General features: G+C 35.3%; 22 protein-coding genes and 1 other RNA gene. 9 read left to right on the top strand and 14 right to left on the bottom strand.

Annotated elements, in window-relative coordinates; all coding sequences use genetic code 11:
• Nucleotides 1-85: 85 nt before the first annotated feature.
• Nucleotides 86-955 (top strand): polyphosphate kinase 2 family protein, encoded by an 870-nt coding sequence (locus ACLMCG_RS15770; RefSeq protein WP_413959962.1) that lies wholly within the window; start codon nucleotides 86-88, stop codon nucleotides 953-955.
• A 12-nt stretch (nucleotides 956-967) separates the two neighbouring features.
• On the opposite strand, the gene ACLMCG_RS15765 is transcribed toward ACLMCG_RS15770, so the two are convergent.
• From ACLMCG_RS15765 to rnpB, 4 genes are all read right to left on the bottom strand, one after another.
• Complete coding sequence (locus ACLMCG_RS15765; RefSeq protein ID WP_413959963.1) at nucleotides 968-1558, bottom strand: glycine-rich domain-containing protein; 591 nt, start codon at nucleotides 1556-1558, stop codon at nucleotides 968-970.
• Between the two features lie 46 nt (nucleotides 1559-1604).
• Nucleotides 1605-2132 (bottom strand): hypothetical protein, encoded by a 528-nt coding sequence (locus ACLMCG_RS15760; protein ID WP_413959964.1) that lies wholly within the window; start codon nucleotides 2130-2132, stop codon nucleotides 1605-1607.
• Nucleotides 2133-2154: 22 nt separating this feature from the next.
• Nucleotides 2155-2685, bottom strand: coding sequence for a hypothetical protein (locus ACLMCG_RS15755; RefSeq protein ID WP_223600026.1), 531 nt, complete (start codon nucleotides 2683-2685; stop codon nucleotides 2155-2157).
• A 164-nt stretch (nucleotides 2686-2849) separates the two neighbouring features.
• An RNA gene (gene rnpB / locus ACLMCG_RS15750) (RNase P RNA component class A) lies at nucleotides 2850-3174 on the bottom strand.
• Nucleotides 3175-3332: 158 nt separating this feature from the next.
• Between rnpB and ACLMCG_RS15745 the strand changes: the two genes are divergently transcribed.
• From ACLMCG_RS15745 to ACLMCG_RS15735, 3 genes are read left to right on the top strand one after another with little or no spacing between them, the layout of a single operon-like run.
• Entirely contained in the window at nucleotides 3333-3824 is a 492-nt protein-coding gene (locus tag ACLMCG_RS15745) for an RNA polymerase sigma factor (protein ID WP_047386784.1), read from the top strand.
• Complete coding sequence (locus tag ACLMCG_RS15740) at nucleotides 3817-4491, top strand: hypothetical protein (protein ID WP_047420793.1); 675 nt, start codon at nucleotides 3817-3819, stop codon at nucleotides 4489-4491. Before ACLMCG_RS15745 ends, ACLMCG_RS15740 begins: the two co-directional genes overlap by 8 nt.
• Nucleotides 4492-4549: 58 nt before the next feature.
• Complete coding sequence (locus ACLMCG_RS15735; protein ID WP_413959965.1) at nucleotides 4550-6172, top strand: AMP-binding protein; 1623 nt, start codon at nucleotides 4550-4552, stop codon at nucleotides 6170-6172.
• A 94-nt stretch (nucleotides 6173-6266) separates the two neighbouring features.
• Here the strand turns inward: ACLMCG_RS15735 and rpoN are convergent, their stop codons facing one another.
• The 6 genes from rpoN to ACLMCG_RS15705 all read right to left on the bottom strand — a co-directional run bounded on the left by rpoN (nucleotide 6267) and on the right by ACLMCG_RS15705 (nucleotide 13246).
• Nucleotides 6267-7730, bottom strand: coding sequence for an RNA polymerase factor sigma-54 (gene rpoN / locus ACLMCG_RS15730; RefSeq protein WP_184556878.1), 1464 nt, complete (start codon nucleotides 7728-7730; stop codon nucleotides 6267-6269).
• A 160-nt stretch (nucleotides 7731-7890) separates the two neighbouring features.
• Entirely contained in the window at nucleotides 7891-9339 is a 1449-nt protein-coding gene (gene asnS / locus ACLMCG_RS15725; protein WP_223600023.1) for an asparagine--tRNA ligase, read from the bottom strand.
• A 745-nt stretch (nucleotides 9340-10084) separates the two neighbouring features.
• A complete protein-coding gene (locus tag ACLMCG_RS15720; RefSeq protein ID WP_413959966.1) occupies nucleotides 10085-11818 on the bottom strand; it encodes a helix-turn-helix domain-containing protein in 1734 nt (577 codons plus the stop codon).
• 155 nt (nucleotides 11819-11973) lie between these two features.
• A complete protein-coding gene (locus ACLMCG_RS15715) occupies nucleotides 11974-12459 on the bottom strand; it encodes a hypothetical protein (RefSeq protein ID WP_413959967.1) in 486 nt (161 codons plus the stop codon).
• A gap of 2 nt (nucleotides 12460-12461) precedes the next feature.
• A complete protein-coding gene (locus tag ACLMCG_RS15710) occupies nucleotides 12462-12614 on the bottom strand; it encodes a hypothetical protein (RefSeq protein WP_413959968.1) in 153 nt (50 codons plus the stop codon).
• Nucleotides 12615-12616: 2 nt separating this feature from the next.
• On the bottom strand, nucleotides 12617-13246 hold the full coding sequence (locus ACLMCG_RS15705) for an LA_2272 family surface repeat-containing protein (protein ID WP_223600020.1): 630 nt from the start codon (nucleotides 13244-13246) through the stop codon (nucleotides 12617-12619).
• A gap of 105 nt (nucleotides 13247-13351) precedes the next feature.
• On the opposite strand from ACLMCG_RS15705, the gene ACLMCG_RS15700 reads away from it, so the two are divergent.
• The 5 genes from ACLMCG_RS15700 to ACLMCG_RS15680 all read left to right on the top strand — a co-directional run bounded on the left by ACLMCG_RS15700 (nucleotide 13352) and on the right by ACLMCG_RS15680 (nucleotide 18877).
• Nucleotides 13352-14281, top strand: a complete 930-nt coding sequence (locus ACLMCG_RS15700; RefSeq protein ID WP_413959969.1) for an XRE family transcriptional regulator — start codon at nucleotides 13352-13354, stop codon at nucleotides 14279-14281.
• Nucleotides 14278-15084 carry a helix-turn-helix transcriptional regulator gene (locus tag ACLMCG_RS15695; protein WP_413959970.1) on the top strand — a complete coding sequence of 269 codons (807 nt, stop codon included), beginning with the start codon at nucleotides 14278-14280 and terminating at the stop codon, nucleotides 15082-15084. Before ACLMCG_RS15700 ends, ACLMCG_RS15695 begins: the two co-directional genes overlap by 4 nt.
• A 130-nt stretch (nucleotides 15085-15214) precedes the next feature.
• Nucleotides 15215-16054: an SDR family NAD(P)-dependent oxidoreductase gene (locus tag ACLMCG_RS15690; RefSeq protein ID WP_413959971.1), complete on the top strand. Its 840-nt coding sequence runs from the start codon at nucleotides 15215-15217 to the stop codon at nucleotides 16052-16054.
• Nucleotides 16055-16220: 166 nt separating this feature from the next.
• Nucleotides 16221-17135 carry a helix-turn-helix domain-containing protein gene (locus ACLMCG_RS15685; protein ID WP_413959972.1) on the top strand — a complete coding sequence of 305 codons (915 nt, stop codon included), beginning with the start codon at nucleotides 16221-16223 and terminating at the stop codon, nucleotides 17133-17135.
• 89 nt (nucleotides 17136-17224) lie between these two features.
• A complete protein-coding gene (locus ACLMCG_RS15680) occupies nucleotides 17225-18877 on the top strand; it encodes a serine hydrolase domain-containing protein (protein ID WP_413959973.1) in 1653 nt (550 codons plus the stop codon).
• A gap of 63 nt (nucleotides 18878-18940) precedes the next feature.
• Here the strand turns inward: ACLMCG_RS15680 and rimM are convergent, their stop codons facing one another.
• The 4 genes from rimM to ACLMCG_RS15660 all read right to left on the bottom strand — a co-directional run bounded on the left by rimM (nucleotide 18941) and on the right by ACLMCG_RS15660 (nucleotide 21322).
• A complete protein-coding gene (gene rimM, locus ACLMCG_RS15675) occupies nucleotides 18941-19483 on the bottom strand; it encodes a ribosome maturation factor RimM (RefSeq protein ID WP_223600014.1) in 543 nt (180 codons plus the stop codon).
• A 14-nt stretch (nucleotides 19484-19497) separates the two neighbouring features.
• Nucleotides 19498-20064: a 30S ribosomal protein S16 gene (locus ACLMCG_RS15670; RefSeq protein WP_034698991.1), complete on the bottom strand. Its 567-nt coding sequence runs from the start codon at nucleotides 20062-20064 to the stop codon at nucleotides 19498-19500.
• A 198-nt stretch (nucleotides 20065-20262) separates the two neighbouring features.
• Nucleotides 20263-20775 (bottom strand): nitroreductase, encoded by a 513-nt coding sequence (locus ACLMCG_RS15665; RefSeq protein ID WP_223600013.1) that lies wholly within the window; start codon nucleotides 20773-20775, stop codon nucleotides 20263-20265.
• A 97-nt stretch (nucleotides 20776-20872) separates the two neighbouring features.
• Entirely contained in the window at nucleotides 20873-21322 is a 450-nt protein-coding gene (locus ACLMCG_RS15660; protein WP_047420780.1) for a hypothetical protein, read from the bottom strand.
• Between the last annotated feature and the right edge of the window lie 87 nt (nucleotides 21323-21409).

Below are 21409 nucleotides of genomic sequence, written 5' to 3'. Positions count from 1 at the left end.
ATCTTTTAATCTTTTAATCTTTTAATCTTTTAATCTTTTAATCTTTTAATCTTTTAATCTTTTAATCTTTTAATCTTAAAAATATATGGACACCAATTTCTCAGATGACTTTAAGGTAAGTGGAAAATTTTCAATAAAAAAAACTTCAACATCTTATGAAGGAAAGCTCACCAAAGAAGACGGAGAGCAAATGCTGATTCAGGAGAAAGAAAAGCTTCGTGAGCTGCAGGAAAAATTATATGCTGACGGAAGCCAATCTCTCCTGGTTATATTACAGGCTATGGATGCAGCAGGAAAAGACAGTATGATAGAACATGTTTTCGGAGGGGTAAATCCGCAGGGCTGTAATGTGACCAGTTTTAAAACACCAAGTTCTAAAGAATATTCTCATGACTTTTTATGGAGGCATTATCTTGCATTACCACAGAAAGGGATGATAGGAATTTTCAACCGCTCTCATTATGAAAGTGTTCTGGTTTGCAAAGTACATCCAGAATATAATTTAAGTGAAAAAACATGGTCTTCGGTAAAAGATTTCGACAATAAATTCTGGGAAAACAGATATGAAAGTATCAGAAATTTTGAAAAACATCTTTCACAGAACGGAACAACGGTTGTAAAGATCTTTTTACATGTTTCTAAGGATGAGCAGAAAAAAAGGCTTCTGGACAGAATTGATGAGCAGGAAAAAAACTGGAAATTCTCTGCAGGAGATCTTCCGGAAAGAGCATTATTCGACCAGTATATGGAAGCTTATGAAACAGCCATCAATGAAACATCAAAAGATCATGCTCCATGGTATGTACTTCCTGCCGACAACAAATGGTTTGCAAGAGTGGCTGCTATCCAGATCATTATCGATACCCTTGAAAAAATGAATCTCAAATATCCTACACTTTCTGATAAAGACACGGAAGATCTTCAAAAGGCTAAAAAGCAATTAATGTCAGAATAATCAGTTATGGGTTTATTTCAAATCTGATCTGTTATGAATATAATTAAAGACCTTTGAATGTAATTTTTCAAAGGTTTTTTTCCATGTAAATTGTCCGGTAACTTTTATCTTATTCCCATTTTCCGGTAGCAGGAATGGTATGATTTCCCTTGGAATCCGCCAGAAAACTTCGGGTGGATTCTGCCTGAAGATATTGATGTAAAGCTTTAATGTTTCCAGATACCAGTCCTGATGCTTATGATAATCATTAATTCCACCTACATTTGGGAAATGATGCAGCTCTCTTTCAAGGATGTTAGGGCAGAATTCTTTCCAGTATTCGGTGGTATAAAGCAAATGCATATGCCATACTTTATCAACTACGATCGACGGGGAAGCTCCGTTTTTTGAGATACAGCACAAATAAACAAACTTTTTATATTCTTCAATAGCAAGCAGGCAGAATCTCCTCGTCCACCCTTCAGTCTGAGCCAGTTTTCTGGAAAATGGAATGATGACATCAGCCTGATCAATCTGATACGCTGAAATCCTCTCCCACAAAGGATTCCGGTCATAATCTAACTGTTTGTTATCCAATAAAACGGAAGTAAATTCGGGTTTCATAATGTCACATTTTAATTGGTAATTCTGGTAATTAATATAAACTCTATCAACCTCCGCATCCACAGGATAAAGGACTATTATAGGTATAAATTTCTTTTTTGTAATGACCTTGAAGTAATTTTGCAAAATCATCCCTGGTCATATCCGTATAAACATCTGTATCTCCTAAATGTAATTGAAAATCTTTTTCGGGATACAAATCTACTGTCACCGAAATAACAGCATCAACAATCTGAATTTCAGAAATTTCATCCCATATCAATTGCTGTTTTGCTTTATGGTTAAAAATTCCTGTTTGGGTGATGGATAGTATTTCTACAGCTTCTTCTTCCGGAGTTCTCTGCTCTGTAATGCATCTGATTAAGATTTTTACTGAACCATAAAAGAGAGCTGATATCAATACAAGTACAATAATTGAGATTAAAAACTTAAAGGAATCACTATTTGTCAGCAAAAGATAGATTAGTGCACAAAGAGCAGCTAATAAGGCAAGTGATGTAAACATAAAGAAAATAATCGTCACATATCCGGGTTTTCTTTGTCTGGATTTATATAAAGTGATTTCTGTTTTCATTTTGTAAGTTTCTATATTAAAATCAACAACCACAACCGCAGGACACAGGAGTAATATAAGTATAAATTTCTTTTTTATAATGATATTCCAATAGTTTTTCAAAATCTTCCTGCTTCATTTGCTTCTGAAGATCTGTATTAAAAAGATTAAGTTTAAAATCTTTTTTAGAATCAAAATCTACGGTTACAGACAATATAGAATCTATAATCTGTATTTCTGAAATAGTTCCCCATTCGGCTTTCCTATTTTCCGGGTAATAAGTTATTCCTTCTTTTGAGATGTTTAAAGCAGGATAAATAACCGGACGTTTTGTTTGTTTTCTTATCAGATAAAGGAAATGTTTTACGATCAGATAATTTAAAAACATCAATCCGATCCATATTATTTTATTAAGAATCTTTATCAGGACAACATGGGTAATATCACTAAAAAAATAAGTCAGACATTGGTCAATTGCCCAAAATAGTCCATATACAAAGGCAATATAGAGTAGAATAAGAATATAACCGGGTTTTTCCTCAGGAACTGAATGTAATGTGATTTCTGTTTTCATTTTTATTTGTTTATACAAATGTGTGATAACAGAAAAATATAAAAATCCTCTATTCGTCTTATTTGGTTTTACACAAGTCTTATATTAGACTTATACCTCTTTCACAATTAATTATGAAAACAGATTTGATTGTAAGAGTAAAATTTGAGGAAGATTATATTAAAAAAACGAGAAAATCTATAAGCCGGATTTTGTACTTCCGAAGAAGTGCCTGTTATTTATCTACGTGATACATTGCTGCAGCACTTGAGCTGATTACCCCTCGGTTTTCAGGACGAGCCGCCCCTATTTCCATTACTGAAAAGAACCGATATACTTACCATTGCACCGCAAAGAGTTTACCTGGTTTCACTACAGCCGAACTGTACTTGCTTTCTGTTGCACTTGTCCTACCCTCACGGGTGACGGATGTTATCCGCTTTGCTGCTCTATGGTGTCCGGACTTTCCTACCTCCCTTAAAACGGGAAATCAACAAGCCGATTTTCTCGCGGATGCAAAGATACATAAATTTCGCAAAGAAAGCGGAGAAAGCCAGAACAGAGAGGGAAATCTAAATTATTAATTCTCTTTTTTGCATTTTTACGATTTTACATTATAATTTTCACCAATTACCACTTTATTATTATCTTCGTGCCATTATACATCTATGGATTCCAGAGAAAAAGAATTTGCGAAGCTTATCAAGGATAATCAGGGTCTGATTATCAAAGTATCGCGCCTGTATACCAATTCTCTGGAAGATGAAGAGGATCTTTTCCAGGAAATTGTTTTACAGCTGTGGAGAAGTTATGATTCCTTTAAAGGAAATTCTAAGATTTCCACATGGATGTATCGCGTAGCGCTCAATACAGCCATTACCCTCTTTAGAAAAAAAAGCAAAAGTCTTCCTACAAATGAACTGGACATCAACCACAAGGATTTTGTGGAAGATGACGATGAAAAACAACAGCAGGTATCACTTTTGTATACTGTAATCAAGACTCTTCCTAATGTAGAAAGAGCCATTGTCATGATGTATCTTGACGATCTGCCTTACAAGGATATTGCAGAAAACCTCGGTATCACTGAAGTCAATGCACGTGTGAAAATGAACAGATTAAAGAAAACCCTTAAAGAACAGATGGAAAAATATGCCTGAATTTGATCTAGATAGTTTAAAAAAAACATGGCAGGAACAACCTGTACAGCCTAAATATGACGACAAGGAGATTCTCCAGATGTTGAATAGAAAGTCACGTAATTACATCAAATATATTTTCTGGATCAGCGTTGTAGAATTTTTGTTCTTTTCCGTGTTAGGTCTGTTTTATCTTTTCCCTGAAGAAGAATCAGACAGTTTCCGTAAAATGCTGGAAAGATTAGGCGCCCAGGAAGCTCCTGAAGTAGAAAACAACTTCGGTCATGCTTATTTAGCTATAAAGGTCTTAAGTCTATTGATTACAGCCTATTTTGTATTGAAATTTTACCAGAATTACAGAAGAATCAAGATTGAGGAAAATCTAAAGGGTCTTATCACCAGAATTATTAAATTCAAAACAACAGTAAATGCTTTTATTCTGATCAGTATTGTATTATTGTTGATATTTACGTTTGTATTAACCGCTTTCATATTTTACACTTTAAACTCTCAGAATATACAGCCTAGCGGCTCGAATCTTACTATTATTATCGTAGGAATTATTGTCAGTACGTTATTAGGTATATCCATGATCTGGCTTTATTACAGACTGGTATATGGTACAATTATTAAAAAGCTTGATAAAAATTTAAAGCAGCTTAAAGAAATAGATTCTCAGGAAAGTTAATATACATAGGCATATTTCGGGATATAATTATTAATTTTAGCCCACCAAATCTTAAACTATGCCCTTATCTTATGTGTATGGAACTTCTGAGGTTCCATTATTAGGACAGACCATCGGAGCCAATCTTAAAAGTACTGTCGAAAAATATCCCCATCAGGAAGCCTTAGTCTGTGTTCATCAGAATTACAGAGCTACATATCAGGAATTTTACAATCAGACAACTGCTGTTGCAAAAGCTTTACTGCTTTTGGGAGCAAAATCCGGTGACAGAATCGGAATCTGGTCCTCCAACCGTTATGAATGGGTTCTTTTGCAGTATGCCACTGCGAGAATAGGAACTATTTTAGTCAATATCAATCCGGCCTACAGGACTCATGAACTCACCTATGTTCTTAATCAATCTGAAGTCCGTTTCATTTTCTCTTCTTTAAGTTTTAAAAGCAGCAACTATAAAGAAATGGTTGAATATGCCAAAGAAGTATGTCCAACCCTTGAGCATGAAATATTCTTTGATGAAAACTGGGAAGCATTTGTCAATAACGGTCAGGATATTTCAGATGAAGTTCTCCACAGCTTTGAAGAACATGTACAGTTTGATGATCCTGTTAATATTCAATATACTTCCGGAACTACAGGTTTCCCGAAAGGCGTTACGCTTTCTCATCATAATATCCTGAACAACGGATATTTTATCGGAATACGGTTAAAATATACTGAAAAAGACCGTGTCTGTATTCCTGTCCCTTTTTATCATTGTTTTGGAATGGTGATCGGAAACATATGCTGCACAGCCCACGGGGCCTGTATGGTAATTCCCAACGACAGCTTTGATCCGGAAATTACTTTAAAAGCCGTTTCTGATGAAAAATGTACTTCTTTGTATGGTGTTCCTACTATGTTTATTGCGGAACTGGCAGTAAAAGATTTTGATAAGTATGATTTTTCAAGCTTAAGAACGGGTGTCATGGCAGGATCAGTATGTCCTCCGGAAATTATGAAAAAGGTAGAAAATCTGATGAATATTAAAGAAATGAGTATCTGCTACGGAATGACGGAAACTTCACCCGTATCTACCCAGACTTTAATAGGAACGCCGCTGGAGAAGCAGGTCAGTACTGTGGGAACTGTTCAGGATCATCTTGAAATAAAAATTGTGGATGAAAATGGCAGAACCCTGAAACGTGGCGAACATGGCGAACTGTGCACAAGAGGCTATTCTGTTATGCTGAAATACTGGAATGATCCTGAAAATACTAAAAAAGTACTGGATGATGCCCGCTGGATGCATACCGGAGATATGGCAGTAATGGATAAAGACGGATATATTACCATTTCAGGAAGAATAAAAGACCTCATCATCCGTGGCGGAGAAAATATTTCACCTAAGGAAATTGAAGATTTTTTATATACTTACACCAACATTCTTGATGTTCAGATCATTGGAGTTCCGAGTGAAAAATTCGGAGAAGAAGTGATGGCTTGGGTAAAAGTAAGGAAAGGATTCACTATCACAGCAGAGGAACTTCAGGAATACTGCAAAGGAAGAATTGCCCACTATAAAGTTCCTAAATACTGGAAGTTTGTAGATGAATTCCCCATGACCATTTCCGGAAAAATCAGAAAAGTAGAAATGCGGGAGATCTCTATGAAAGAGCTTGAATTAGGAAGTTTTAAAGATTAATTCCTGAATTAAAATTGGGAGCTACCATACTTATATTTCTTCCGGCGATAAAATAATAAAAAAAGCATTCCAAATTGAAATGCTTTTTTATATTTTAAAGTTCTTTTCTTAATCTTGCTACAGGAATATTGAGCTGTTCACGATATTTTGCAATCGTTCTTCTGGCAATATTATAACCCTGTTCTTTTAGGATTACCACTAATGCATCATCTGTAAGTGGCTTTCTTTTATTTTCTTTATTGATTACTTCCTGAAGATGGGTTTTGATCTCCTTGGTAGAAACCTCTTCTCCGTCATCATTCGTTAAGCTGTCTGAAAACAGGTCTTTAAGATATACAATACCGTTAGGAGTATCTGCATATTTACTTTTTACGACCCTTGAAATGGTAGAAATATCAAATCCTGTAATATCTGCAACATCCTTTAAGATCATTGGTTTCAGAGACTTTTCGTCTCCGGTAATGAAATAATCCTTCTGGAATTTCACAATCGCCGTAATCGTCTGTAATAAGGTATTCTGACGCTGATTAATTGCATCTATATACCATTTTGCTGCATCCAGTTTCTGTTTGATAAATAATGCAGCCTGCTTATGCTCCGATGAATTTTTATCATGGGAATAAGTAGTAAGAATATCTTTATATTCTTCAGAAACTCTTAACGTAGGTGCATTTTTGCTGTTAAGCATAGGAATTACTAATCCGTCTTTTACCTGAATCACAAAATCCGGAATAATTTCCTGATTGATTGTAATGGTCTGTGTGTCGAAATTCCCACCTACTTTCGGGGATAATTTTGAGATTTCTTCCAGTGCATCTTTAAGATCTTCTTCTTCAATATCATATTTCTGAATGATCTTGTTGTAGTGCTTATTCGTTAAGGCTTCAAACTGATGTCTCAAAATATTGGCAGCTAAAGAAACTGCTTTATCTGAGCTTACTTTCTTTTCAATTTGCAGCAATAAACATTCCTGCAGGCCTCTTGCTCCTACTCCGGAAGGGTCCAGCTTCTGAACATAGTTCTCCAGGATATCCTCAACTTTTTCTTTAGTTGTATAAATTCCTTGTGAGAAAGCCAGATCATCAACAATAGACTTGATTTCTCTTCTAAGATATCCGTCTGTATCTAAGTTCCCGATAAGGTATTCTGCAATCTTAAGATCTTCATCACTGATATTCACCAGATGAATCTGTTCTGTAAGATAGTCGTATAAGGACTGTCCTTCCGTAAGAAGACTTTCATTGTCAAATTCTTCGTCATCCGGAGAATAGTTGCTGGATGCGGTTTTATAGCTTGGTTCATCGTCATAGATATATTCATTGACGTCGAAATCTGTTTCAATGCTTTCTGTACCCTCATCCTTATAAGCATCTTCCAGGGAAGAATATTCATCCTCCTTAGAATCTTCTTTCGCAATTTCCAAAGCCGGGTTTTCTTCTAACTCTCTCTCCAACTCCTCTTCAAATTCCAGAGTATGAAGTTGAATAAGCTTCATCAACTGGATTTGCTGAGGGGCCAGCTTTTGTCCTAATTTGAGTTGTAAGTGTTGTTTAAGCATATTCTTATTTGCGTTTTAACATAACATATTCTACGAATTTAATAAATTTATTTGATAAAAAACGTATTTAGCATGATTTTTGCAGTATACATCCCATCTTAATAAACTATTGAAAAATAAAAAAAGCCTTAACTTGTGATTAAGGCTTTTTTTTATTGTTCTAGAATTCAGCGCTTTTCGGCGTTCTTGGGAAAGGAATTACGTCTCTGATGTTCGTCATTCCTGTTACGAAAAGAACTAATCTTTCCAGTCCTAAACCAAAGCCTGCATGCGGCACAGAACCGAATTTTCTGGTATCAAGATACCACCAAAGTTCATGTTCATCTACATGCATATCTGCCATTTTCTGTTTTAAAACATCTAATCTTGCTTCTCTTTCAGATCCACCGATGATCTCACCGATACCAGGGAAAAGAACATCCATCGCTGCAACAGTTTTGTTGTCATCGTTCAGTTTCATATAGAAAGCTTTGATTTCTTTCGGGTAGTCAAATAATACTACCGGGCTTTCAAAATGTTTTTCAACAAGATATCTTTCATGCTCAGACTGAAGGTCTGTTCCCCATTTTTCAACCGGGTAAGCAAATTTTCCTTTTTTGTTTTCTTTAGAGTTCAATAGGATTTCGATTGCTTCTGTATAGCTTACACGCTTGAAACGCTTAGCCACTACATTCTGAAGTTTTTCGATAAGACCTTCTTTTGCTCTTTCTTTTTCCGGTTTTGTTTTCTGCTCTTCTGCAAAACGGTTGTCTAAGAACTCTAGATCATCTTTGCAGTTATCCAATACATACTGAATCACATATTTTAAGAAATCTTCCGCAAGGTCGATATTGTCTTCAAGGTTGTTGAAAGCTACTTCCGGCTCAATCATCCAGAACTCAGCAAGGTGTCTTGTAGTGTTAGAATTTTCAGCACGGAAAGTAGGTCCGAAAGTATAAATTCTTCCCAATCCCATAGCTGCAGTTTCTCCTTCAAGCTGTCCTGAAACGGTAAGGTTGGTTTTTTTACCGAAGAAATCCTGTGCAAAATCAATATCTCCTTCTTCAGTTCTCGGCATGTTGTTCAGGTCAAAGTTCGTCACTCCAAACATTTCACCTGCTCCTTCTGCATCTGCTCCGGTAATAACCGGTGTGTTGATGTAGAAGAACTGATTTTGGTTGAAGAACGAGTGAACCGCAAAACTTACCGCATGACGCACTCTGAACACCGCTCCGAAAAGGTTTGTTCTGAATCTTAAGTGTGCCTGCTCACGAAGTTTCTCAAGACTGTGTTTTTTGGGCTGAAGAATTGTATTCTGAAGTTCTTCCGTAAAGTTATCTCCTAAAACAATGATTTTTTTAGCGATAATTTCCACAGTCTGTCCAGCTCCCTGGCTTTCTACCACCTCACCTACTACTTTCAGAGAAGAAGCCGTATTAATTTTCTTGATGATCTCTTCATCAAAATTTTCGAAATCAACAACTATCTGCAAATTATTAATCGTAGAACCATCATTAAGCGCAATAAAGCGATTAGAACGGAATGCTCTTACCCATCCGTAAACTGTAATGTCATGATGTAATACTTTCTTGTAATCCTTTAGGATTTCTTTGATCGTTTGCTTTTTCATTTGTTGATGATAAATTTTTTATATAAAAATTAATGTCTGCAAAGTTACAAAAAAACAGCGCAACTTGATGATTGCGCTGTCTTTAAAAATCATTTAACAGGTATTTAAACTTTCAGTTCAGGAAATTCACCTTTTTTCTTCTGCAGACTCTTCTTCATTTTCAGGTACATTTCCACTCAATATCATCCTGAACTTCAATAAAATCCGGATACACCCGGAATGAACACACTTACACTATCACTTTTAAAAAGAATAAAATATTATTTTATTCTGAGTTTTCATGGAATTAGTTTATTGAAATGGTTATTAGTTTTTAAGTGATACGTTCGTGGTAAATTACCGGGTCATACATCCATTTTTAGACTATAACTATACTTTTAAACTGTGGCGGATTCACCGGATTTACTGTTTAATGATTTTAAATGATTACTACACTTTACATCTCTAAAATTCTGAACAATTACATCATTAGTTGCATTTTAGTTTTCTGGTTATTATTCTGTTTTTATCCTCTTCATTATTAATTTTTTTGATACAGTTCCTGACTTGATATTTAAATATTCAACAGCTTAGAACTGATATCTTGTATTGTGCACATACAAAATAAATGGTTGTGTTTTTACCTGAAGCAAAGATGCAGGAAGTGGAAGAATGACACAAGGGAATGGTTTATAGATTCATAAATTTATATACATAAAATCATGAATCTATAAACATTAACCAAATGAATACCAGTAAATTAAATCTAATCCGAAGACATGTTTTCAATTTCTTTCAGATAGATAGAAAGAGGAGTTCCGGTTCTTTTTTTGAAGGCTAAAGTGAAAGCCTGTTCGTTATTATATCCTAATTCTTCTGCGATAAAAGGAATTTTGTAGGACCTGAATTTTCTGTCAGTGGCCAGTCTGCTGATGGCATAGTCAATACGGAGATCGTTGAGATAGGTTGCGAAGTTTTTCCCTTTGTAAGTATTGATAATTTCTGACAGATATTTAGAGTTTGTTTTTATTTTTTTAGCAAGACTTCCCAAGGTAATCCCTTTATTCAAAAACTGATCTTTGTTTTCAAATATTTCAAGTTCCTTTAAAATGGTCTGAGCAATATCTTCAGAAACAGTTCTGGATGTTTTGTCTTCAGAATTTTCCGTAATTTCTACCGGATGAATTTCTTGTTCGATTTCCGGTTCTTTATTTTTCCCTACTCTATTTTCATTTACGGATTGAATCAGATCCTGGGCAATCTTTTTATAGTTCTTTTCAGATTTTTTATATTTAAAATAAACATTGATAAACAGGAGGTGCGATATCAATAAAAGACTCAGTACAATATAAAACAAACTCTTTCTTTTTGTAAGCTCATTAGTAATATCTTCCTTCTCCTGCTGTAGTTCCGGCGTATCATATCTTCTCGGAAGCTCTCTGGAAATATACCTGAACTGTGTATCCAGGACCTGATCAACTTTTAGAAAACGGTCTACATAATACAGCTGCTTTTCTTTATCATTATTTTCTTTATAATAATCAATCAGGTAAGTGTATACGTCCCTCAGCTCGGGATAAATATAATTTGTTTTAAGAACCATAGAATCGATCTTCCTGAAAAAGTCTGCTGCTTTTTCTTTTTTCTGAAGCCCGGCATAAGATTTCCCTAAATACAAAAGGGTATAATTATGATCTCTCTTAGAGCCATTATTCCTGGTAAAGAAATATTTTTCACATTCCGATAAGCCGTCAATCGCTTTCTGATAATTTTTTGAATGAAGATGATAATATCCCAGCAACCCAAGATTCTGATAATAACGGTAAACATCATTATTTTTTTTGCCCCCCTGTAAACCTTCCTGTATCAATATATAAGCAGAATCCATTTTATTGATCTCTATATAAGCATCTGCGAGATTCAATTTGAGAGAATTTCTTTCATCTATAGTCAAATAATCGGCATGATATGCATAGTGTCTCAGTACTTTTGCGGTCTCCGCATGTTTCCCTATATAATTGTTGAGATAGGCAATACTGGTATGGGCCATGGCAATCTGCCTTTTATTTCCTTTTTCTTTTGCATATTTCAATCCCAGGATATAATTATTTAATGCAGCCTGGAGATTATCAGTCTTGAAATACAGGTTTCCTTTTAACAGGTAGATTCTTGCCGGATAGGCATTTCCTTTTGAATTTTTGGTGATGTGTTGTAAGCTGTCAAGGTATTTTAATGCATTGGGTAAATCTTCGTCATAATGAAGCAAAACATACCCTTCAGCAATCTGAGTTGTATTTTTTTCAAATTTTGCCTTTTTAAGATAAGAACTGGCAATACTTTTTGTGCTGTTTGTATCTCCGGGAAGGGCCTTATAGAATTCATGTTCCAATTCCTTATAAGTCAGTCTTTCCAGAATATTTTTTTCTACATTATTGATCTGTGCCTTAAAAAGCACATTCCCTATAATCAAAAACAGCAATAAATATTTTATTTTCATCATTCATCCGAGCTATATTACAAAAATATTATTTTTCTTCAGTAGATGCATCACTGCTTTTGCTTTTTTCATGTATTAATCAATATTTTCATTAAATTTAATAGTGATAAGTCTCTAAAAAGAGAGTACAGACTGATGGCTGCACTCTCTTCAAAAAATTATTTCCATTCTACTCTACCCTCAAGATAATATACTCTTCCATCACTTTCGTAAAGAAGATCATATCCCTGGGATGTCAGATAAAAATGGCAAACCTTTGTTTCTCCACTTCTATCTTTAAAATTGATAACAGCAGGACACATTTTAGCATGATCCATTTTTTTCACAATCAGGTCAAAATTTTTCTGAATGTTCTTTTTGCTGTACAGAGACAGCATCCTGTCATCAATAAAACGCACATACTTCAAAGCTGAAAGAGGATAATGAATAAGTTTAAAAGGCTGTCCTGCCAACTTAGCTGCATTCTCATTGAAAAAATTCGTGATCGAAAGACTATCCTGTGTAATATTTTTCACCACGTTTGATTCATATCTTTTTCCGTCCGTGAATTCCATACTGTAGATAGCTTCCATTTTAATAGCAAAACCTTTCCCTGATTTTCTTAAATCTTTTAAATCTGTAAATTCTTTTCCTTTTTTGATCACAATCAAACATTTCCTTCTCCAAAATCACAATCATAATATTTTTTATAATCAAAAGGTTCTTCTGTAGAGGTATTCACTGTATCATGAGTGGCATTTTGTGAAAAAATACGTGCTGAAAACAGGAATAAAAATAATATGAGTTTATAATTTTTCATGTCTAATTTGTTTTCTGTTTTTTAAAATTCCAGTTGATGAGCGGAAGTTTTCTTTTTCCGTTTTCATTCCATCCACCGATCTGGATTCCTCTGAAATCTTCACATTTGTTGTACAAACCAATCTGCAGCCCACGACATTTATGTCCAATATTGGCCAACGGTGCTGCAGAAACACCTTTCATCTCATGATGGAGATTAAAAAATGGAGAAACAGACACTCCGTTAGTCACCGCATATGTGTTGATATTACTCGAAACATTAACCTCCAGACCATTGGTAACGGTAGGCTCCATATTGATCAGAGACAATTGAAGTCCATTGATTGTATTCATCTTTTCACGGGGAACCATTACATAATCATCATTGCCTGGTAATTGTAAGTTGAAAAGCATCAACGGAGGAAGAAAAATACCCAGGAAGTTGAATCCCATTCCCAATCCGTTTACTTTTTTAGGCTTAAAATGATCTTCCTCATCATAATATTTAAATAAAATCCCGTTGACATTTCTAACATTCTTTGAAGGAGAAGCTGCGATAAATCTCGGTTTCAAAGAATCTGCTTTTAAACTGTCTGATGCATAAGCCAGACTATTGAATAAAAGAACTGCTGCAAATAAAATTCGTGTTTTCATAACGCATTATTTTAAAATTACATTTCAAAATTATCAGCAGAAAGCGCAGTTTCGAATGTGAAAAAAAATTAAAAAAAATACTACATTTGTGAAAATCACAAAACTATGCACCAGGAAGCTCTATTGAAGGAAATCCGAAGAAAAATCGGGGAAAAATCTTTAAATGATGAGATTGCCAACATTCTTAACATCAGTTATGATGCGGCCCACAGAAGAACTTCTTTGAAAGCTAAGTTCAGCTTTGAGGAAGCGCTGGAGCTTGCCAGGTACTATCAGATCTCATTGGATCAGTTTCTGGGAACAGAAAACCAATTGGTTGTCAAAAGAACACAGCCGGTAAGAACAACTGAAGATCTTTTAAATTATTTCGAGAACTCATTGAAAATTTTAAACGTTTTTCAGAATATCAACAATTCCAAAGTATTTTATTCTGCAAAAGACATCCCGTTTTTCTATACCATTTCAGATTCAATGTTATCCCGCTTCAAGTTTTATGTCTGGATGAATTTACTGAATCAGGATAAATTCTTAAGTCCGTTTCATGAGTTTAGTATGGAATATCATTCAGTAAAAAATGACATGCTGAAAGATCTTTATGATAAACAAAACGTCACCGAAATCTGGAATGACACCACCATTATGAGTGCTTTGAGACAAATTTCTTTCTACTATGAAATGGGACTATTGAAGAAAAATGATGTGGATCTTATTCTTGATGACCTGAAGAAATTACTGGAATGCCTGGAAATTAAAACACTGGAAAAAACTAATTATCAGATCTATGTCAATGATTTAGTAATTTTAAACAACAGTATTTTATTCAAAAATGAGCAGCAATGTTCCTTTTTCGTTCCTTTCAGCATGTTTGGATATATGATGACCAATGATAAAATCACCTGTGAAGATTCTCTAAGCTATTTTGAACATCAGATCAAAAACTCCCGATCACTCAACGAATCCGGAAACCGGGAAAGGAAAATGTTCTTTAATAAAATGTATGAACAGATTGACCGATTAAAACAAAATTTATCATGAATACTCTTCGTAAAGGCGAATATTTTGGGGAAACCAATCAAATGGTCAATGTAGAAGGATTGATTATCACTGATACGGAGTATACACATCCTTACGTAGACTGGCATTATCATGAAAATGCTTATTTCACTTTTTTGCTTCAGGGCAATATGACAGAAGGAAACAGAAAAGAGACCTATGGCTGTTCTGCAGGAACATTATTATACCATCATTGGGAAGATCCGCATTACAATATTAAACCGGATGTTTTTACAAGAGGTTTTCATATCGAGCTCACGCAAAGCTGGTTTGATCGTTTTGACATTCAGAAAAATAAAGTGGAAGGCAGCTTTAATATAAAAGATCCGGCTTTAAAACTATTGGTTTATCAAATGTTCAAAGAAACGAAAATCAATGATTTATCCTTTGAACTGGCCGTCAATCAGTTATTACTGCACCTTTTCAGTCAATTGACCCATCAGAAGGAAACCACTGATAGAAAACCAGTCTGGGTAGGCCAGATCAATGAAATTTTACATGAAAGCTTTACAGAAAGCCTGAATCTTACGGAACTTTCTAAAACATTGAACATTCACCCTATTCATCTCAGCAGGGATTTTCATAAATATTTCCACTGCAATCTGGGTGAATATCTCAGAAAATTAAAACTTAATAAATCACTTGAATTGCTGACTTTACCCCATTCTTTGACGGATATTGCTATAGAATGCGGCTTTTCAGATCAGAGTCATTTTACCCGATGTTTTAAAGAAAATATAGGAATTACACCTTTGAAATACAGGAACCTTCTGAAAAATTATTAAAAAATCTCTGAATGTAAAGGAAATAAATCATCATTCACGATTTGGATACATCATTCCCCGATTTGGATACATTTCCCTTTTCGTAAGTTTCCATCTTTGTACCATCATTTAAACAAAAAAATATTTAAAAATGGAAACAAAAAAAGTATGGTTCGTGACAGGAGCTTCAAAAGGCTTAGGATTCGAGTTGGTAAAAAAATTATTATCCGAAGGATTTCAGGTTGCTGCAACAAGCCGTACCGTTGAATCCCTGATCTCAACCCTCGGAGAAACTTCTGAAAACTTCCTTCCGCTCAGCGTAAACATTACAGACAATAACGATATTAAATCTGCCATTGCCCAAACGGTTGAACATTTCGGAAAAATTGATGTAGTGGTCAATAATGCAGGTTATGGACAAATCGGAACACTGGAAGAACTTACAGATGAAGAGGCGAGAGAAAATTATGCAGTAAATGTTTTCGGAACCTTAAATGTGATCAGAAATGCCATGCCTTATCTTCGTGAGCAAAGGTCTGGAAACATCTTTAATATTTCTTCCGTTGGTGGATATTCCGCTAATTTTCCGGGTTGGGGAATTTACTGTTCAACAAAATTTGCTGTTGCCGGATTTACCGAAGCTTTGGCTGAAGAAGTAAAAGATTTCGGAATTCATGCTACCGTTGTGTATCCCGGATATTTCCGTACAGATTTCCTGAACAAAGATTCTGTGAAAACACCTTCCAATCCTATTCAGGCTTATGAGGCGGCAAGAAATTCTGAACAGGCTCATCTTAATGAGATCAACGGAAATCAGCCTAATGATCCTGAGAAGGCAGCTGATGTACTGATTCAGATCAGTAAAGAGAAAAATCCGCCGGTACATTTATTATTGGGAGTAGGAACGATGGAGTTTCTGAATAATAAGATTGATATCTTAAAGAAAGATGCTGAGAAATGGGAAAGTCTTACTGTTTCTACTGCGATTTAATTTGATACTATCCTTCGGCTCCGCCCAGGATGACATTCCTAATACTTAATATTTCAATTTAATCGGATGAATTAAATATAAAACTTTAGAAGTCAACCTGACCGGAGTCCAAGGTTTTATGATATCATGTATTATAATTTTTACAAAAACACTTAACTTCGCTATTATGAAACACCCTGTTCGTTTTAATTCGATTTCAGATTTTCATGCTTTCTGTAGTCTTCCGAATCCTGAGCATCCACTGATCAGTTTGATAGATTACAGCAAGGTTCGTTATGTTGTAGAAAATGAAGAACTGAAGTGGATCCAGAATTTTTATTCTATTGGTTTGAAAAAAAATGTCACTCCAAAATTCAATTACGGTCAGCAGCAATATGATTTTGACTCCGGTGTATTGTGCTTTGTTTCTCCGCAACAATTTTTAAGTCTGGAAATAAGACAGGATGTTGAAGTAGAGCCTACCGGATTTTTATTGCTGATTCATCCCGATTTTCTGTGGAATACTTCATTAACCAGAAAAATAAAGTCTTATGATTTCTTCAGCTACAAGGTGAAGGAAGCCCTTTTTCTTTCTGACAAGGAAGAGAAAATCCTTGTTGATATTTTTAAAAATATTGAACGGGAATATCAGGCAAACACTGATAGGTTCACACAGGAGCTCATCATTGCCCAGATTGAATTATTATTGGTTTACTCTGACCGTTTTTATGAGCGTCAGTTTTTCACCAGAAAAAAATCAAGCCACGAATTATTATACAAGTTTGAAGATCTCCTATCCCAATATTTTGAAAGCGGAAATCTTCTTGAAAGTGGAATTCCTTCGGTAAAAACGATAGCCGAGCAAATGAATATTTCACCTAATTATCTCGGAACCTTACTCCGATTACACACTCAACAAAATACGCAGCAGCATATCCAGAATAAATTGATTGATTCTGCTAAAGAACGTTTGAGTACCACAAGTTTATCTGTAAGTGAAATTGCTTATGAATTGGGATTTGAACACCCGCAGTCTTTCAGTAAACTCTTTAAACAAAAGACGAATCAGTCTCCCGGAGAATTCAGAAAGCTGTTCAATTAGAATATATGGTGAATAATAAAATCGCAATGTTAATTTCATTCTATTTTACCATGAAGAAGTTTGCTACTTTTGCTTAAATACTTCTAGCAATGAAACCAGTTCTATTATTGATCTTTATTTTCACATTTTATCTTTATCAGGGACAAAATAAAAACATAGTCAATCCTGAAAAAATTGAAAATCCGATTCAAAAAAATCATCTCGGTAAAATTGTTTTCGTTAATAAAACTATTTCTCTTGAAAACCTGAAAGATTCGGATTTTCTCAGTTCTTCTTTATTCCAGGAAAACGGAGATCTTGGTATCCACGCTTTTTTTAATAATTCTCTTGTCAACTATCTGCATCAGCTTGAACCCAATTGGACGGTTGATGAACTGTTGAAAAACGGAAACTATCAATTCTCATTTTATGTAGACGGAAAACTGATCTATAAAGAAAATCTCAATACAGGTGCAGGTACGGCAGATCATAAAAAAGTCAAGACTACATTGCGAATTCCTCTTCTCAGTAGTAAAAACGAAGATTCATGGGGAAGGTATTTATGGATGCGCTTTTATATGTCTCATAACGGAATTGATGCTCTGGCGGAAGGAAATCATACCTTAAAAATTGAAATACGCCCGTATCTTAATACTTCTACAATCAAGTCAGGGCCAATTATCGCAGAAGGTCAGATCAACCTCAGTATTCCTTCCCAAAATATCCCGGAGCAGCAGATTGCCATTCAGCCCATTCAATCCAACAGTGGATGGAAGGTTTCTCAGGAAAAAATCAATACACAAGCTATCAGAAATCTGAATAAGAAAATTGCAGAAAACAGGTTTAAAAATATAACCGGAATTGTCATTCTAAAAGACGGAAAACTGCTTCTGGAAGAATATTTCAACGGATCCGGAAGAGATTCTTTGCAGGACACCCGTTCTGTAGGGAAATCATTTTCTTCAGCGTTGACGGGAATTGCTGTCAAAGAAGGATATTTAAAAAACGAAAATCAATACCTGAAAGAATTTTATGATCTGAAACAATTTAAAAATTATTCTTCTCAAAAAGAAAATGTTACTATAAAAAACTTATTGACAATGAGTTCCGGATTTGAAGGGAACGACGAAAATCCGGAATCTGCCGGAAATGAAGAAAATATGTATCCTACCGAAAATTGGGTGAATTTCACATTAGATCTGCCAATGACAGAGGATACGCCAGGAAAAAACTGGAATTATTTCACTGCCGGAGTTGTGGTAACAGGAGATATTTTGGATAAAACAGTTCCGCAAGGCTTAAAAAACTATGCAGATAAAAAGTTATTTCAACCCCTTGGAATCACAAATTATAAATGGCAGTTTACTCCGCAGCAAAAACCTTCTCTGGCGGGAGGACTTCGTATGAAAGCTCTTGATTTTGCAAAATTCGGGCAGCTGTACAGCAATAATGGAATTTGGGAAGGAAAAACTATTCTGAGCAAAGAATGGGTTGAGAAATCTTTTACCAATTATTTTCCGGATCGTCACGATTTTGAAGGGTATGGATATTTATTCTGGAGAAAAGTTTATACAGTGGGAAACAGCAGTTATGAGGCTTACCAATCCAGCGGAAATGGTGGAAACAAAATCATCATCTTCACCAAAATACCAGTTGTAATGGTAATTACCGCACAAGCTTACAATAAACCTTATGCCCATTCACAAGTTGAAAAAATGGTACAGGAATATCTTTTACCCGCCTTAAAAATGAGTAATGAATAATAAGTAATGAAGTAATAGTAATGAAGAAAATTGAGGAAGAATAGCTTATTGCTTATTGCAAAACTATTCGTCTTTCTTGGATGGAACCAGAAATACATCAATAAGACCTTCAGGAAGTTCCATTTTGATTATTCTTTCTTCTCGGTCAACTTCAAGAATCCAGTCTTTGATCATAGGAATAACCACTTCTTTTCCATCCAGATTGGTAATGAAATACACCTGTGCCGTCTGATCATTTACAGATCTGATCACTCCACAGTTGTTATCATTTTGATCAAAGATTTCAAACCCGATGATCTCGTGATAGTAGAATTGTTTTCCCGAAAGTTTAGGCAGTGAAGCAAGCGGAAGGTAAACATTTTTACCCAACACCTGGTCTACCATAGCCTCAGAAGAGTTTTTGAATGCAAGATTCAGAGCATCAAGTTTGCTCCATGATGATCTTTCAATAAAAAATGGAACCAATAATCCGTTGATTTCAACGAATATTGATTCCAATTTATTGTAAAGCTCGGGTTGATCGGTATCCAATTTAAGGATTACGTTACCCGCAAGTCCATGTCTGCGTGTGATTTTTCCTAAAAAATAGCAATCTTCTTTACGCATAACAGGGTTTGTTCTTAAGCTTCAGTGTTTTCTTCAGTTTCAGCAGCAGGAGCTTCTCCTTCTGTAGCTTCAGCAACAACTTCTTCAGCAGGTGCGTTAGCAGCTTCTTCAGCAGCTTTAGCATCAGCCTCAGCTTGTGCAGCAGCAGCAACTCTAGCTTCGTTTACTTTTACTTCAGCTTCTAAAGCAGCTTTCTTAGCATCAGCTTTAGCAGTTGCTAAACCTTCTACTTTACCTTGTACTTTAGAGTCTTTAGCTTCTACCCAAGCATTGAATCTTTTTTCAGCTTCAGCTTCGTCAAAAGCACCTTTAGCTACACCACCTTGTAAGTGTTTTTTGTAAAGGGCACCTTTGTAAGATAAAATAGCTCTAGCAGTATCAGTAGGCTGAGCACCGTTGTTTAACCACTGTACAGCGGAATCAACGTTCAATTCGATAGTTGCTGGATTAGTAATTGGGTTGTAAGTTCCTAGTTTTTCGATGAATCTACCATCTCTTCTAGCTCTAGAATCTGCAACCACGATGTGGAAAAAAGGTTTTCCTTTTTTACCGTGTCTTTGTAATCTGATTTTTACTGACATAATGTTTGAATTTTACGGGAACTCGTCCCAGTTAAATATTTAAGAGTGCAAAGATAGTAAAAAAGTTTGAAGTAAAAAGCTTCAGGTAAAAAGTTTTATAAAATTCATTTTTCCAGAAGCCGGGAACCTGCTCTCGCTACTCGCTTTTTTCTTTTTACAAAGAAAAAGAGCTTAAACAAACCGCTCGATCAGGGCTATTTATTCCAAATTACCCATGTAAAACAATCCCAGACATTTTTGGTTTTCTTCAATAGTCAGAGAATCTTTCAACTCATCTACAATTTTGGGAGAACTCCAATAGCACCCGATATTATTCGCTGTACAGGTAAGATACATGTTCTGAACCGCCATTGAAACAGCAGCTATTTCTTCCCATTCAGGAACCATTCCGCTGAAGTTGACTACGATAGAAACTACAACATTGGCTTTATTGATTTTAAAACCGATATCATTGTATTTTTTTTCCAGGAAAAGCTGCTCAGGTGTAATTGCTTTATAGATAGCCTGCATTTCTGAGGCCAGCTGTGCTTTCTCTTCACCTTTGAATATTTTGAAACGCCAGGGTTTTGTACGTTTATGATTGGGAGCAAGTGTAGCAGCATTTAAAATTTCCTCCAAAACTTCCTGAGATATTTCTGTATCCGCATAATCTTTTGGGAAAATACTTCTCCTTTGCTCTATGATTTCTTTTAAAATGGATGCTTTATTCATGTAACAAAATTACGAAAAAGATGGAAGCAGGAAGCCGGATGAAGGAAGTTTAATGTTTGATTGGCTGATAGGTACCGGAACCTTATCAATTTTACTTTTACAAAACCTCTATAACCTTCTGATGGATTTTGTTTAAAGTAAACTCATCGCCGGATTTCATACCCATCATTTTTTTGGCCATGGGACTTTCGGGAGAGATTGCATAGAACCGGTCTCCTTCAAAAAAGAATTCCCCTAATGACACTGATATATAAAACCGGGCCTTATTGGTGATGACCAGTGAGCCAAGCTGTACTCTTTCTGTAGCGGTATTCAGGACTTTTGCCATATTTCTTTTAAGATCATTCAAAGCCCCCAGCTGTCGCTGCATCTGATAAATCTCCTCCTGCATCTCTTCTCTCATACTGTCATATTTCGGAGTTTTTTTGATGTCACGGCTGGCCTCCAGGGTAAATTCAATAAAGTTTTTAAGCTTCTCAATTTTCTCTGCGATAGTAGTTTTCACAAAGTCTCTGATATCACTTTTTTCAAATACAATCTTCTCCATACAATCGATTCTTTATATAAAGATAATATTTTTGAATAATATTTCTTTGGCTAATCTAAAATAACTTGATAAACGAAATCAATAAGA

The sequence above is a fragment of the Chryseobacterium sp. S90 genome, from assembly GCF_047444895.1.
In the GTDB taxonomy this organism is placed as follows: Bacteria; Bacteroidota; Bacteroidia; order Flavobacteriales; family Weeksellaceae; genus Chryseobacterium.
The sequence above is the reverse complement of the archived record's forward strand: the minus strand, read 5'-3'. Positions and strand labels throughout refer to the sequence as shown.